The organism is Ornithinimicrobium avium (assembly GCF_003351765.1).
In the GTDB taxonomy this organism is placed as follows: domain Bacteria; phylum Actinomycetota; class Actinomycetes; order Actinomycetales; family Dermatophilaceae; genus Ornithinicoccus; species Ornithinicoccus avius.
Genome location: NZ_CP031229.1, coordinates 3,659,361 through 3,672,651, shown reverse-complemented (window position 1 = coordinate 3,672,651; position 13,291 = coordinate 3,659,361). Strand labels below are relative to the sequence as shown.

Annotated in this window: 12 protein-coding genes; all 12 read right to left on the bottom strand. The window is 67.9% G+C overall.

What is annotated here, in order from left to right; all coding sequences use genetic code 11:
• Positions 1-11 precede the first annotated feature (11 nt).
• The 12 genes from rpsS to DV701_RS16855 all read right to left on the bottom strand — a co-directional run bounded on the left by rpsS (position 12) and on the right by DV701_RS16855 (position 13,230).
• A complete protein-coding gene (gene rpsS / locus DV701_RS16910; protein ID WP_097188198.1) occupies positions 12-293 on the bottom strand; it encodes a 30S ribosomal protein S19 in 282 nt (93 codons plus the stop codon).
• Positions 294-311: 18 nt separating this feature from the next.
• On the bottom strand, positions 312-1,148 hold the full coding sequence (rplB, locus tag DV701_RS16905; RefSeq protein WP_114930061.1) for a 50S ribosomal protein L2: 837 nt from the start codon (positions 1,146-1,148) through the stop codon (positions 312-314).
• Between the two features lie 44 nt (positions 1,149-1,192).
• A complete protein-coding gene (gene rplW / locus DV701_RS16900) occupies positions 1,193-1,495 on the bottom strand; it encodes a 50S ribosomal protein L23 (RefSeq protein ID WP_114930059.1) in 303 nt (100 codons plus the stop codon).
• Complete coding sequence (rplD, locus tag DV701_RS16895; protein WP_114930057.1) at positions 1,492-2,445, bottom strand: 50S ribosomal protein L4, sunset domain variant; 954 nt, start codon at positions 2,443-2,445, stop codon at positions 1,492-1,494. Before rplD ends, rplW begins: the two co-directional genes overlap by 4 nt.
• Positions 2,446-2,449: 4 nt before the next feature.
• Positions 2,450-3,115 (bottom strand): 50S ribosomal protein L3, encoded by a 666-nt coding sequence (rplC, locus tag DV701_RS16890; protein WP_114930055.1) that lies wholly within the window; start codon positions 3,113-3,115, stop codon positions 2,450-2,452.
• Positions 3,116-3,123: 8 nt separating this feature from the next.
• Positions 3,124-3,432: a 30S ribosomal protein S10 gene (rpsJ, locus tag DV701_RS16885; RefSeq protein ID WP_114930053.1), complete on the bottom strand. Its 309-nt coding sequence runs from the start codon at positions 3,430-3,432 to the stop codon at positions 3,124-3,126.
• 423 nt (positions 3,433-3,855) lie between these two features.
• Positions 3,856-4,389, bottom strand: coding sequence for a YceI family protein (locus tag DV701_RS16880; RefSeq protein WP_114931313.1), 534 nt, complete (start codon positions 4,387-4,389; stop codon positions 3,856-3,858).
• A gap of 207 nt (positions 4,390-4,596) precedes the next feature.
• Entirely contained in the window at positions 4,597-5,790 is a 1,194-nt protein-coding gene (tuf, locus tag DV701_RS16875; RefSeq protein ID WP_114930051.1) for an elongation factor Tu, read from the bottom strand.
• Positions 5,791-5,913: 123 nt separating this feature from the next.
• A complete protein-coding gene (fusA, locus tag DV701_RS16870; protein ID WP_114930049.1) occupies positions 5,914-8,016 on the bottom strand; it encodes an elongation factor G in 2,103 nt (700 codons plus the stop codon).
• An 84-nt stretch (positions 8,017-8,100) separates the two neighbouring features.
• The gene (rpsG, locus tag DV701_RS16865; protein ID WP_114930047.1) at positions 8,101-8,571 is read right to left on the bottom strand and encodes a 30S ribosomal protein S7; all 471 of its coding nucleotides are present in this window, start codon (positions 8,569-8,571) and stop codon (positions 8,101-8,103) included.
• Positions 8,571-8,945, bottom strand: a complete 375-nt coding sequence (gene rpsL / locus DV701_RS16860; protein WP_010148679.1) for a 30S ribosomal protein S12 — start codon at positions 8,943-8,945, stop codon at positions 8,571-8,573. The genes rpsG and rpsL overlap by 1 nt, the downstream gene beginning before the upstream one ends.
• Positions 8,946-9,303: 358 nt before the next feature.
• Positions 9,304-13,230 carry a DNA-directed RNA polymerase subunit beta' gene (locus DV701_RS16855; protein WP_114930045.1) on the bottom strand — a complete coding sequence of 1,309 codons (3,927 nt, stop codon included), beginning with the start codon at positions 13,228-13,230 and terminating at the stop codon, positions 9,304-9,306.
• Between the last annotated feature and the right edge of the window lie 61 nt (positions 13,231-13,291).

Sequence of the window (13,291 nt, the reverse complement as noted above, 5' to 3'; positions counted from 1 at the left end):
CTGGGTAGTCATCAGCGACGGCGACCCTTCTTGTCGTCCTTCTCGTGACCCTTGAACGTGCGGGTCGGAGCGAACTCACCGAGCTTGTGGCCGACCATCGACTCGGTCACGAAGACCGGGACGTGCTTGCGGCCGTCGTGCACGGCCAGGGTGTGGCCGAGCATGTCGGGGGTGATCATCGACCGGCGGGACCAGGTCTTGATGACGTTCTTGGTGCCGGCCTCGTTCTGCGCGTCCACCTTCTTGACAAGGTGGTCGTCGACGAACGGGCCCTTCTTCAGGCTGCGAGGCATGTCTCGTTAACTCCCTGCTCAGCGCTTCTTGCCGGTCCGGCGACGACGGACGATGAGCCGGTCGCTCGGCTTGTTGGGCTTACGGGTGCGGCCCTCTTTCTGACCCCACGGGCTGACCGGGTGCCGGCCGCCGGAGGTCCGGCCCTCGCCACCACCGTGGGGGTGGTCGACCGGGTTCATCACCACACCGCGGACGGACGGGCGCTTGCCCTTCCACCGCATACGGCCGGCCTTGCCCCAGCTGATGTTGCTCTGCTCGGCGTTGCCGACCTCGCCGATAGTGGCGCGGCAGCGGGCGTCGACGTTGCGGATCTCGCCGGAGGGCATGCGCAGCTGCGCCATCTTGCCCTCCTTGGCGACCAGCTGGACGCGGGTGCCGGCGGAGCGGGCGATCTTGGCGCCGCCACCGGGCCGCAGCTCGATGCAGTGCACGACGGTACCGATCGGGATGTTGCGCAGCGGCAGGTTGTTGCCGGTCTTGATGTCGGCCGAGGGGCCGTTCTCGACCACGTCGCCCTGCTTGAGCTTGTTCGGCGCCACGATGTAGCGCTTCTCGCCGTCGGTGTAGTGCAGCAGCGCGATGCGAGCGGTGCGGTTCGGGTCGTACTCGATGTGGGCGACCTTGGCGTTCACGCCGTCCTTGTCGGCGCGGCGGAAGTCGATCACACGGTAGGCGCGCTTGTGCCCACCACCGATGTGCCTGGTCGTGATGCGACCGGTGGCGTTGCGCCCGCCGGTCTTGGACAGGGGCCGGACCAGGGACTTCTCGGGGGTGGTTCGGGTCACCTCGACGAAGTCCGCCACGCTCGAGCCGCGTCGGCCCGGCGTCGTCGGCTTGTACTTACGGATAGCCATGTTGGTATGCAGTCCTTATACGTTCTCGTCTCGACGTCCGCGGCTCAGAGCGTGCCGAAGATGTCGATGGTGCCTTCCTGGAGCGTCACGATCGCGCGCTTGGTGTCCTTGCGGCGGCCCGTGCCGAACTTCGTGCGGCGGGTCTTGCCGGGGCGGTTGAGCGTGTGCACCGAGCTGACCTTGACGCCGAAGATGTTCTCCACGGCCTTCTTGATCTCGGCCTTGTTCGAACGCGGGTCGACCAGGAAGGTGTACTTGCCCTGGTCCAGAAGCGCGTACGACTTCTCGGAGACGACCGGTGCGAGCAGGATGTCCCGCGGGTCCTTGTTGATGGCGGTGGTGCTCACTTGCCGTCCTCCTCGGTGGTGCCCAGGTCGGCACCCGCGTCGACGCCCTGGGCGGCAGCACCGCCGGCAGGCGCGAAGCCGGCGGCCTCGGCCGCCGCTGCGGAGCTGAACCAGACCTCGGCGGTCGTGGCGTCGTACCAGCGCGAACCCTCCACGTGGTACTTCATCGAGTCCTTGTTGCCCTTGACGGTGAAGCCCTCGGGCGCGCTGCCGTCCTCGGTCGGGCCCGCGGAGTCGGCACCGAAGCCACCGTCCGCGACCTGGTCGGTCTCGACGGTCTCGAGGGTGTCCTCGCCGGCCGCGGTCTCCGCGACAGCCTTGCCCCGGGGCGCCTTGGTGACGTACGCCTCGAGCGCGGCCTGGGTGAAGACCACATCGTCCGAGCACAGCACGTCGTAGGTGTTGAGCTGGTCCACGTAGAGCACGTGCACGGTCGCGAGGTTGCGCAGGCTGCGCAGCGCGATCTCGTCGGCGCGGTCGATGACGACGAGCAAGTTGGGACGCTCGGTCAGCGTGCTCAGCGCGGCCCACGCGGTCCTGGTCGAGGGCGAGTCGCCCTCGACGACGGCGGACAGCACGTGGATGCGGCCGTGACGCGCCCGGTCGGAGAGGGCACCGCGCAGGGCGGCGGCCTTCATCTTCTTGGGCGTGCGCTGGCTGTAGTCGCGCGGCGTCGGGCCGTGCACGACGCCACCGCCGGCGAACTGCGGGGCGCGCGTCGAACCCTGCCGGGCGCGGCCGGTGCCCTTCTGACGGTACGGCTTGCGCCCACCGCCACGGACTTCGCCGCGGCTCTTGGTCGAGTGGGTGCCCTGACGGGCGGCAGCGAGCTGCGCCACGACGACCTGGTGGATGAGCGGCACGTTGGTCTGCACGTCGAACAGCTCGGCGGGCAGCTCCACCGTCCCGGCGTCACCGCCGGTCGGCCTGGTGATGGTGACTGTCGTCATGAGCTCACGCCCCCTTCGCTGCCGTGCGGACCAGGACGACGCCGCCGCGGGGACCGGGGACGGCACCCTTGATCAGCAGCAGACCCTTGTCGGCGTCCACGGCGTGGATGGTCAGGTTCGAGGTGGTCTGGCGCTCGCCGCCCATGCGGCCGGCCATGCGCTGACCCTTGAAGACGCGGCCCGGGGTGGCGCAGCCACCGATCGAGCCCGGCTTGCGGTGGTTGCGGTGCGCACCGTGGGAGGCCGAGACGCCGTGGAAGCCGTGACGCTTCATGACGCCAGCGAAGCCCTTGCCCTTGGTGGTACCGGTGACGTCGACCGTCTGGCCGGCCTCGAAGGTCTCCACGGTCACCTCCTGGCCGAGCGAGTAGTCGCCCGCGTCAGCGGTGCGCAGCTCGACGAGGTGACGGCGCGGCGTGACGCCGGCCTTCTCGAAGTGGCCCTTGAGCGGCTTGGTGACCTTGCGCGGGTCGATCGCGCCGAAGGCGAGCTGCACCGCGTCGTACCCGTCGGTCTCGGCTCCCCGGACCTGGGTGATGACGTTCGGCGCGGCCTGCACGACGGTCACGGGAACGAGGCGGTTCTCGGCGTCCCAGACCTGGGTCATGCCGAGCTTCTCGCCGAGGACGCCCTTGACGGTGCGGGTGCTGGTGGTGGTCGTCGCAGTCATTGTGGTGCTCACAGCTTGATCTCGATGTTGACGTCCGCCGGCAGGTCGAGTCGCATCAACGAGTCGACCGCCTTGGGGGTGGGGTCGACGATGTCGATCAGACGCTTGTGCGTGCGCATCTCGAAGTGCTCGCGGCTGTCCTTGTACTTGTGGGGCGACCGGATGACGCAGTAGACGTTCTTCTCCGTCGGGAGCGGCACCGGGCCAACCACGGTGGCGCCGGCACGGGTCACCGTGTCAACGATCTTGCGCGCCGAGCTGTCGATGACCTCGTGGTCGTACGACTTAAGCCGGATGCGGATCTTCTGTCCCGCCATCGCTTTCTGACTCTCTCTCGTCGTCCTGCTGAAACATTCGTGGGTAACGTCCGCGGCTTGGCCCGGGCACCGACCCCCGAGGTCGGGCGTGTCGCCCTTTCCTCGTGGGCGCCCCATGTCAGGATCTGCACATCGGGCGGTGTCCGCACCCGGCCGTGGCCGGGGCTTGCGCTGCCGTCGCCCGCGCCGTGACCTGCCCCAGACCGAGTCTGTCCGCAGGATGTGACGCGTGCCGGACGGCCGACGGTAGGCACACAGGTGCACACCGTGCGTCAAGCAACCTGTCTAGTGTGCCACGGATGTGCCCGGGCGCCCAAATCGGGGTTCAGCTCGACCTGGCAGGCCCCCTGCCGCCGCACACCGCGGGCCCGACCACCCCCTCGAGGGTGGCCGGGCCCGGTGTGCGGCGCGCGGGCGCGAGCCTCAGCCCTCCTGCTTGATCGCCGAGATCTCGAACTCGAGGGACACCTTCTCCGAGACCAGCAGCCCGCCGGCGTCCAGCGGCATGTTCCAGTGCAGCCCGAAGTCGCGCCGGTTGAGCCGCCGGGTGGCCTCGAAGCCGGCACGCAGGTTGCCCATGGGGTCGCGCTGCACCCCGAGCAGGGCGATCGGGATCGCCACCTGCTTGGTCACGTCCCGGATGGTCAGGTCCCCCACGACCATGAAGTTGTCCTCCTCGACCTCGTCGATCGTGGAGGAGCGGAAGACGATCTGCGGGTACTTCTCCACGTCGAAGAAATCGGGACTGCGCAGGTGCTCGTCACGCTGGTCGTTGTTGGTGGTGATGCTGGCGGCACCGAGCGTGACCTCCACGGAGGAGGAGGCGATGTCGTCCACGTCCAGGTGGATCACGCCGGCCACGTCGGTAAAGGTGCCGCGCACCGTGGTCACCATCGCGTGACGGGCCGAGAAGCCCACGCGCGTGTGTCCGGGATCGAACCTCCACGCTCCGCTCATCGATGGGTCGAGGTCGGTCAAAGCCCCTCCTGGGGTTCTTGCGGGGCGGCCCACCGCAGGTGGACACGTCATCTGTCGGCCCGAGCCTACATGGCGCGCGGCTGCGGACCGTCCCGACGAGGCCGGGGACATGCGGACGGGCCCCCGCCACCAGGTGGTGGCGGGGGCCCGGCGTCCTGACCGCGGTCAGGTGGTGCGGGGGTCAGATCACGTGAGGATCTTGGTCACGCGGCCGGCACCGACGGTGCGGCCACCCTCGCGGATGTTGAACATCAGGCCCTCCTCCATGGCGATCGGCTGGATCAGCTCGACGCGCATGTCGGTGTTGTCGCCCGGCATGACCATCTCGGTGCCCTCGGGAAGGTGCACGACGCCGGTCACGTCCGTGGTACGGAAGTAGAACTGCGGGCGGTAGTTGTCGTAGAACGGGGTGTGACGACCGCCCTCGTCCTTGGACAGGATGTAGGCCTGCGCCTCGAACTCGGTGTGCGGGGTGATCGAGCCCGGCTTGACGATGACCTGGCCGCGCTCGACGTCCTCGCGCTTGGTCCCGCGAAGCAGCAGACCGACGTTCTCGCCCGCACGACCCTCGTCGAGCAGCTTGCGGAACATCTCGATGCCGGTGACGGTGGTCTTGCTGGACGTCGGACGGATGCCGACGATCTCGACCTCCTCGTTGACCTTGAGGATGCCGCGCTCGATACGACCGGTGACGACGGTGCCGCGACCGGTGATCGTGAAGACGTCCTCGACCGGCATCATGAACGGCTTGTCCAGGTCACGGACCGGCTCGGGGATGTACTCGTCGACGGTGCTCATGAGCTCGAGCACGCTGTCGACCCACTTCTGCTCACCCTCGAGAGCCTTGAGCGCCGAGACGCGCACGACCGGCAGGTCGTCGCCCGGGAACTCGTAGGAGGACAGCAGCTCGCGGACCTCCATCTCGACGAGCTCCATGATCTCCTCGTCGTCGACCATGTCGGACTTGTTGAGCGCCACGACGATGTAGGGGACGCCGACCTGGCGGGCCAGGAGGACGTGCTCCTTGGTCTGCGGCATCGGGCCGTCGGTGGCGGCGACCACGAGGATCGCACCGTCCATCTGTGCCGCACCCGTGATCATGTTCTTCACGTAGTCGGCGTGGCCCGGGCAGTCGACGTGCGCGTAGTGGCGCTTGTCGGTCTGGTACTCGATGTGCGAGATCGAGATCGTGATGCCGCGCTGCCGCTCCTCGGGCGCCTTGTCGATCATGTCGAACGGCGACGCCTCGTTGAGGTCCGGGAACTGGTCGTGCAGCACCTTGGAGATGGCTGCGGTCAGCGTCGTCTTGCCGTGGTCGATGTGCCCGATCGTGCCGATGTTGACGTGCGGCTTGCTCCGCTCGAACTTGGCCTTAGCCACTGGTGTCCTCCTGTTGGACTCTTCTTGTGCGATCGTCACCGGCTGGGGTGCCGCGACGACGATTCGGTTCTGGATGGATGGTGGTGCTCGGTCCATCACTCCGCGGCGCGGAGTGAGTTCAGCTCACTCGCCGCGGACCTTCTTGATGATCTCCTCGGCCACGTTCCGGGGAACCTCGGCGTAGGAGTCGAACTGCATCGTGTAGTTGGCACGACCCTGGGTCTTGGACCGGAGGTCACCAACGTACCCGAACATCTCCGACAGCGGCACGGTCGCCTTGACGACCTTGGCGCCCGAGATGTCCTCCATGGACTGGATCTGCCCACGACGGCTGTTGAGGTCGCCGATGACGTCACCCATGTACTCCTCGGGCGTGCGCACCTCGACGGCCATCATCGGCTCGAGCAGGGCCGGGTCGGCCTTGCGGGCGGCCTCCTTGAAGGCCATCGAGCCGGCGATCTTGAACGCCATCTCCGAGGAGTCGACGTCGTGGTAGGCACCGTCGAGCAGGGTCGCCCTGACGCCCACCAACGGGTAGCCGGCCAGGATGCCCAGCTGCATGGCGTCCTGGATGCCTTGGTCGACCGAGGGGATGTACTCCTTGGGCACACGGCCACCGGTGACCGAGTTCTCGAAGGTGTAGAGCTCGCCCTCGTGGGTGTCCATCGGCTCCAGACGGATCTGGATCTTGGCGAACTGGCCCGAGCCACCCGTCTGCTTCTTGTGGGTGTAGTCGAACTTCTCCACCGTGCGCCGGATGGTCTCGCGGTAGGCGACCTGCGGGGCGCCGACGTTGGCCTCGACCTTGAACTCCCGCTTCATGCGGTCGACCAGGATGTCGAGGTGGAGCTCGCCCATGCCACCGATGACGGTCTGACCGGTCTCCTCGTCCAGGCGGACGGTGAAGGTCGGGTCCTCCTGGGCCAGCTTCTGGATCGCGGTGCCCAGCTTCTCCTGGTCGCCCTTGGTCTTGGGCTCGATGGCCACGTGGATGACCGGCTCGGGGAAGGTCATCGACTCCAGGATGATCTGTTCGCTGACGTCGCAGAGCGTGTCACCGGTAGTCGTGTCCTTGAGCCCGATCACCGCGTAGATGTGGCCCGCGGAGACCTTCTCGACCGGGTTCTCCTTGTTGGCGTGCATCTGGAACAGCTTGCCCAGACGCTCCTTGCGGCCCTTGGTCGCGTTCATGACCGGGGAGCCTGCGGTGATCTCGCCGGAGTAGACCCGGATGTAGGTCAGCGTGCCGAAGAACGGGTGCGTGGCGATCTTGAAGGCCAGCGCGGAGAACGGCTCGGACGCCTCCGCCTTGCGGTAGATCACGGTCTCCTCGTCGCCGGGCTTGTGCCCCTCGGTCGGGGGCACGTCCAGCGGCGAGGGCAGGTAGTCCACGATGGCGTCCAGCAGCGGCTGGACCCCCTTGTTCTTGAACGCGGTGCCGCAGAAGACCGGGTTGACCTCGCCGGCCAGGGTGAGCGCACGCACTCCGCCCTTGATCTCGTCCTCGGTCAGCTCCTCGCCGCCCAGGTACTTCTCGAGCAGCTCCTCGTCGGCCTCGGCGACCTTCTCGATGAGCACGTTGCGGTACTCCTCGGCCTTCTCCTGCAGGTCGGCAGGGATCTCCTCGATCTCGTAGGCCTCGCCCAGCGGCGTCTCCTTGGACCAGGTGAACGCCTTCATGGAGACCAGGTCGACCATCCCGAGGAAGTCGGCCTCGGCACCGATGGGCAGCTGCATGACCAGCGGGGTCGCGCCGAGGCGGTCCACCATGGTCTGCACCGAGAAGTAGAAGTCGGCGCCCATCTTGTCCATCTTGTTGATGAAGCACATGCGCGGCACGCCGTACTTGTCGGCCTGGCGCCAGACCGTCTCGGACTGGGGCTCCACGCCCTCCTTGCCGTCGAACACGGCGACCGCGCCGTCGAGGACGCGCAGGTTGCGCTCCACCTCGACGGTGAAGTCGACGTGGCCGGGGGTGTCGATCAGGTTGATCTGGGTGCCGTGCCAGAAGCTGGTGACGGCCGCGGAGGTGATGGTGATCCCCCGCTCCTTCTCCTGCTCCATCCAGTCGGTCGTGGACGCACCGTCGTGCGTCTCGCCCATCTTGTGGTTGACCCCCGTGTAGAACAGGATGCGCTCGGTGGTCGTCGTCTTTCCGGCATCGATGTGCGCCATGATGCCGATGTTGCGGACCTTCCTCAGGTCCGTCAGGACGTCCTGTGCCACGGTCTCTCTCTCTGCTTGTCTCTCGTGAGGTCGGTGTGCGGTGCGGTGGGCGGGGGCGCTAGGAGCGCGCCCCGGCCGGCCGGGTCACCAGCGGTAGTGCGCGAAGGCCTTGTTGGCGTCGGCCATCTTGTGGGTGTCCTCGCGGCGCTTGACCGCAGCACCCAGGCCGTTGCTGGCGTCGAGGATCTCGTTCATCAGCCGCTCGGTCATCGTCTTCTCGCGACGCTGGCGCGAGTAGCCGACCAGCCAGCGCAGAGCCAGCGTGGTCGAGCGGGTCGGCTTGACCTCGATCGGCACCTGGTAGGTCGCACCGCCGACACGGCGGGACTTGACCTCGAGGGCCGGCTTGACGTTGTCGAGGGCGCGCTTGAGCGTCTGCACCGGGTCGGTGCCGGTCTTGGCGCGGCACCCCTCGAGCGCGCCGTAGACGATGCGCTCGGCGGTCGACTTCTTGCCGTCCACGAGGGTCTTGTTGACGAGCTGGGTGACCAGCTGCGAGCCGTAGACCGGGTCCTGGATCAGCGGGCGCTTGGGAGCGGGGCCCTTACGAGGCATTACTTCTTCTCCTTCTTGGCGCCGTAGCGGGAGCGGGACTGGTTGCGTCCCTTGACGCCCTGGGTGTCCAGGGACCCGCGGATGATCTTGTACCGGACGCCGGGAAGGTCCTTCACGCGACCGCCGCGCACGAGCACGATCGAGTGCTCCTGCAGGTTGTGGCCGACGCCCGGGATGTAGGCCGTGACCTCGACGCCGCTGGTGAGGCGCACGCGGGCGACCTTGCGCAGGGCGGAGTTCGGCTTCTTCGGGGTGGTCGTGTAGACACGGGTGCAGACGCCGCGGCGCTGCGGGTTGCCCTTCAGGGCCGGGGAGTTGGTCTTCTTGACCTTGTCCTGCCGGCCCTTGCGGACGAGCTGGTTGATCGTGGGCACTGACGCTCTTCTCGGTCGATGTTGTCGTGCGGTCCCCCGGCTGGACGCCGGGTTCACGCTCCTTGGGTTCTGCCTGCCCTGCGACGCCCACCTGGGCTCCACGGACACGCTGCTCTCCCCTGCACTTCCCGACCGGCCCACCCGTGGTGCATGATGTGCGTCACGGGGATGGGCCAGGCGGACTGCCCGGCGAGAGGTGTTCGCCTGCGACCGGCAGGACCGGCCACGGGCACGCGCGCAGGACCTCGCCCACACACGGCTCTCCAGACTACCGGTCACCCGCGCACGCGACCAAATCGCCGGGGGCGGGTATGCCGTGAGCTCACGGCATACCCGCCCCCGGCGGTCGGTCAGCTGCTCAGAAGCGCTCGTCCATCGGCAGGTCGTCGAGGCGGACCGCCTCGCCGCTGCCCTGACCGAACGCGCTGGCGTAGTCGAAGTCGTCGTAGACAGGCACCGCGTAAGCCTCGGCCTTGGCCTCCTCGGTCGGCTCGACCGTGAGGTTGCGGTAGCGGGTCAGACCCGTACCGGCCGGGATCAGCTTGCCCAGGATGACGTTCTCCTTCAGGCCGAGCAGCGGGTCGCTCTTGGCGTCCATCGCGGCCTCGGTAAGGACGCGGGTGGTCTCCTGGAAGGAGGCCGCGGACAGCCACGAGTCGGTCGCCAACGAGGCCTTGGTGATGCCCATGAGCTCCGGACGCCCCGAGGCGGGACGTCCGCCCTCGGAGACGACGCGACGGTTCTCGGTCTCGAACTTGCCCTTCTCGGCCAGGGTGCCCGGCAGCAGCTCGGTGTCGCCGGCCTCGATGATCGTGATCCGGCGCAGCATCTGCCGCACGATGACCTCGATGTGCTTGTCGTGGATCGACACGCCCTGCTGGCGGTAGACGCCCTGGACCTCGTCCACCAGGTGCTGCTGGGTCTTGCGCGGACCCAGGATGCGCAGCACCTGCTTGGGGTCGATGGCGCCGGTGACCAGCTGGGTGCCGACCTCGACGTGATCGCCGTCGGCGACGAGCAGGCGCGCGCGCTTGCTCACCGGATAGGCGTGCTCCTCGGAGCCGTCGTCCGGGGTGAGCAGGATGCGGCGTGCCTTGTCGGTGTCCTCGATCTCGACCCGGCCGGTGGCCTCGGCGATCGGAGCGACCGCCTTGGGCGTGCGGGCCTCGAAGAGCTCGACGACGCGGGGCAGACCCTGCGTGATGTCGTCACCGGCCACACCACCGGTGTGGAAGGTGCGCATCGTCAGCTGGGTGCCCGGCTCACCGATCGACTGGGCCGCGATGATGCCGACGGCCTCGCCGATGTCGACGAGCTTGCCGGTGGCCAGCGAACGGCCGTAGCACTTGGCGCAGGTGCCGACCAGCGACTCGCAGGTCAGGACCGAGCGGACCTTGACCTCCTCGACGCCGGCCGCGACCATCCGGTCGATGGCCACGTCACCGAGGTCGATGCCCGCCTCGGTCAGCACCGTGCCGTCGGCGTCGGTGACGGTCTGGGCGAGGGTGCGTGCGTAGACGGCCGTCTCGACGTCGTCGTGCTTGCGCAGGCCGCCGCTGGGCGTGCGGACCGCGATCGGCATGAGGAAGCCGCGGTCGGTGCCGCAGTCCTCCTCGCGGATGATGACGTCCTGCGAGACGTCCACCAGGCGCCGGGTCAGGTAGCCCGAGTCGGCGGTGCGCAGCGCGGTGTCGGCCAGACCCTTGCGGGCACCGTGCGTGGAGATGAAGAACTCCAGGACCGAGAGGCCCTCGCGGAAGTTCGACTTGATCGGGCGCGGGATGATCTCGCCCTTCGGGTTGGCCATGAGGCCACGCATGCCGGCGATCTGCCGCAGCTGGAACCAGTTACCCCGCGCGCCCGAGGTCACCATCCGGTAGATGGTGTTGTCCTTGGGCATCGTGGTCTCGAGCTCCTTGGCCACCTCGTTGGTCGCCTGGGTCCAGATCTCCACGAGCTCCTGACGGCGCTCGTCGTCGGTGATCAGACCGCGCTCGTACTGCAGCTGCACCTTGGACGCCTTGGCCTCGTAGCCGGAGAGGATCTCGGCCTTGCGCTCCGGGGTCTTGACGTCGGAGATCGCCACGGTGGTGCCCGAGCGGGTCGCCCAGTGGTAGCCCAGCTCCTTGAGCTGGTCGAGGCTGGCCGCGACCTGCACCTTGGTGTAGCGCTCCGCCAGGTCGTTGACGATCGTCGAGAGACGCTTCTTCTCCACCACGTCGTTGACGAACGGGTAGTTCATCGGCAGCGCCCGGTTGAACAGCGCCCGACCCAGCGTGGTCTCCAGCTCGAAGGAGTCGGCGATACCGTCCTCGGAGACCGTCGAGCCCTCGCCGGGGTCGAAACCGGTCGGCAGCGCGGCGCCCTCCAGGCGCAGGTGCACCGGGGTGCCCAGCGCGATCTGGCCGGCGTCGAAGGCCATCCGGGCCTCGGCGACGCTGGAGAAGGAACGCAGGTGCTGGTTGCCCTCGTCGTCCACGCGGATGTCGTCGGTGCCGGCGCCGGCCTCCACCTGCGAGGTGAGGTGGAACAGGCCGATGACCATGTCCTGCGTGGGCATGGTGACCGGGCGACCGTCGGCCGGCTTGAGGATGTTGTTGCTCGAGAGCATCAGGATCCGGGCCTCGGCCTGCGCCTCCGCGGACAGCGGCAGGTGCACGGCCATCTGGTCGCCGTCGAAGTCGGCGTTGAAGGCGGTGCAGACCAGCGGGTGGATCTGGATCGCCTTGCCCTCGACCAGCTGGGGCTCGAAGGCCTGGATCCCCAGACGGTGCAGCGTGGGCGCACGGTTGAGCAGCACGGGGTGGTCGGTGATGACCTCCTCCAGGACGTCCCACACGACGCTGCGGCCACGCTCGACCATCCGCTTGGCCGACTTGATGTTCTGCGCGTGGTCGAGGTCGACCAGACGCTTCATCACGAACGGCTTGAACAGCTCGAGCGCCATCTGCTTGGGCAGACCGCACTGGTGCAGGCGCAGCTGCGGGCCGGCCACGATGACCGAGCGGCCCGAGTAGTCCACGCGCTTGCCCAGCAGGTTCTGGCGGAACCGGCCCTGCTTGCCCTTGAGCATGTCGGACAGCGACTTCAGCGGGCGGTTGCCCGGTCCGGTCACCGCACGGCCGCGGCGGCCGTTGTCGAAGAGGCTGTCGACCGCCTCCTGCAGCATCCGCTTCTCGTTGTTGACGATGATCTCGGGCGCGCCGAGGTCCAGCAGCCGCTTGAGGCGGTTGTTGCGGTTGATGACGCGGCGGTAGAGGTCGTTGAGGTCGGAGGTCGCGAAGCGGCCACCGTCCAGCTGGACCATCGGACGCAGGTCCGGCGGGATGACCGGGACGGCGTCGAGGACCATGCCGGCCGGCTCGTTCTTGGTCGTCAGGAAGCTGGTGACGACCTTGAGCCGCTTGATCGCACGGGTCTTGCGCTGGCCCTTGCCGGTGGCGATGATCTCGCGCAGCGACGCGGCCTCGGCGTCCAGGTCGAAGGTCTGCAGACGCTTCTGCAGCGCCGCCGCGCCCATGCCGCCCTCGAAGTACAGGCCGAACCGGTCCCGCATCTCGCGGTAGAGGATCTCGTCGCCCTCGAGGTCCTGGACCTTGAGGTTCTTGAACCGGTCCCAGACCTGCTCGAGCCGCTCGACCTGCTGGTCCGCGCGGCGGCGGATCTGGTTCATCTCCCGCTCGGCGCCGTCCTTGACCTTGCGGCGCGCGTCGGCGCGGGCGCCCTCGGCCTCGAGCTCGGCCAGGTCGGCCTCGAGCTTCTTGGCGCGGGCCTCCACGTCGGCGTCGCGACGGTTCTCCAGCTGCTTCTTCTCGGTGTCGATCTCGGCCTCGAGCGAGGGCAGGTCGGCGTGCCGCTTGTCCTCCTCGACGGAGGTGATCATGTAGGCCGCGAAGTAGATGACCTTCTCCAGGTCCTTCGGAGCCAGGTCCAGCAGGTAGCCCAGCCGCGAGGGGACGCCCTTGAAGTACCAGATGTGGGTGACGGGCGCCGCCAGCTCGATGTGGCCCATCCGCTCGCGACGCACACCGGCGCGGGTCACCTCGACGCCGCAGCGCTCACAGATGATGCCCTTGAAGCGGACGCGCTTGTACTTGCCGCAGTAGCACTCCCAGTCCCGGGTGGGGCCGAAGATCTTCTCGCAGAAGAGCCCGTCCTTCTCCGGCTTCAGGGTGCGGTAGTTGATGGTCTCGGGCTTCTTGACCTCGCCGTGGCTCCAGCCGCGGATGTCCTCCGCCGTGGCCAGGCCGATACGCAGTTCGTCAAAGAAGTTAACGTCAAGCACTTCGTGCTTCCTTCTCTCGTAATGCAGGAAAACTCAAGTTCTTTGCTCGGTCGCCGGGCGG

Bases quoted from the DNA above. Each gene is read 5' to 3' on its own strand.
- DV701_RS16880 (WP_114931313.1), bottom strand. From the start codon at position 4,389: ATGAGCGGAGCGTGGAGGTTCGATCCCGGACACACGCGCGTGGGCTTC.
- rpsS (WP_097188198.1), bottom strand. From the start codon at position 293: ATGCCTCGCAGCCTGAAGAAGGGCCCGTTCGTCGACGACCACCTTGTC.
- rpsG (WP_114930047.1), bottom strand. From the start codon at position 8,571: ATGCCTCGTAAGGGCCCCGCTCCCAAGCGCCCGCTGATCCAGGACCCG.
- rplB (WP_114930061.1), bottom strand. From the start codon at position 1,148: ATGGCTATCCGTAAGTACAAGCCGACGACGCCGGGCCGACGCGGCTCG.
- rplD (WP_114930057.1), bottom strand. From the start codon at position 2,445: ATGACGACAGTCACCATCACCAGGCCGACCGGCGGTGACGCCGGGACG.
- rpsJ (WP_114930053.1), bottom strand. From the start codon at position 3,432: ATGGCGGGACAGAAGATCCGCATCCGGCTTAAGTCGTACGACCACGAG.
- rplC (WP_114930055.1), bottom strand. From the start codon at position 3,115: ATGACTGCGACGACCACCACCAGCACCCGCACCGTCAAGGGCGTCCTC.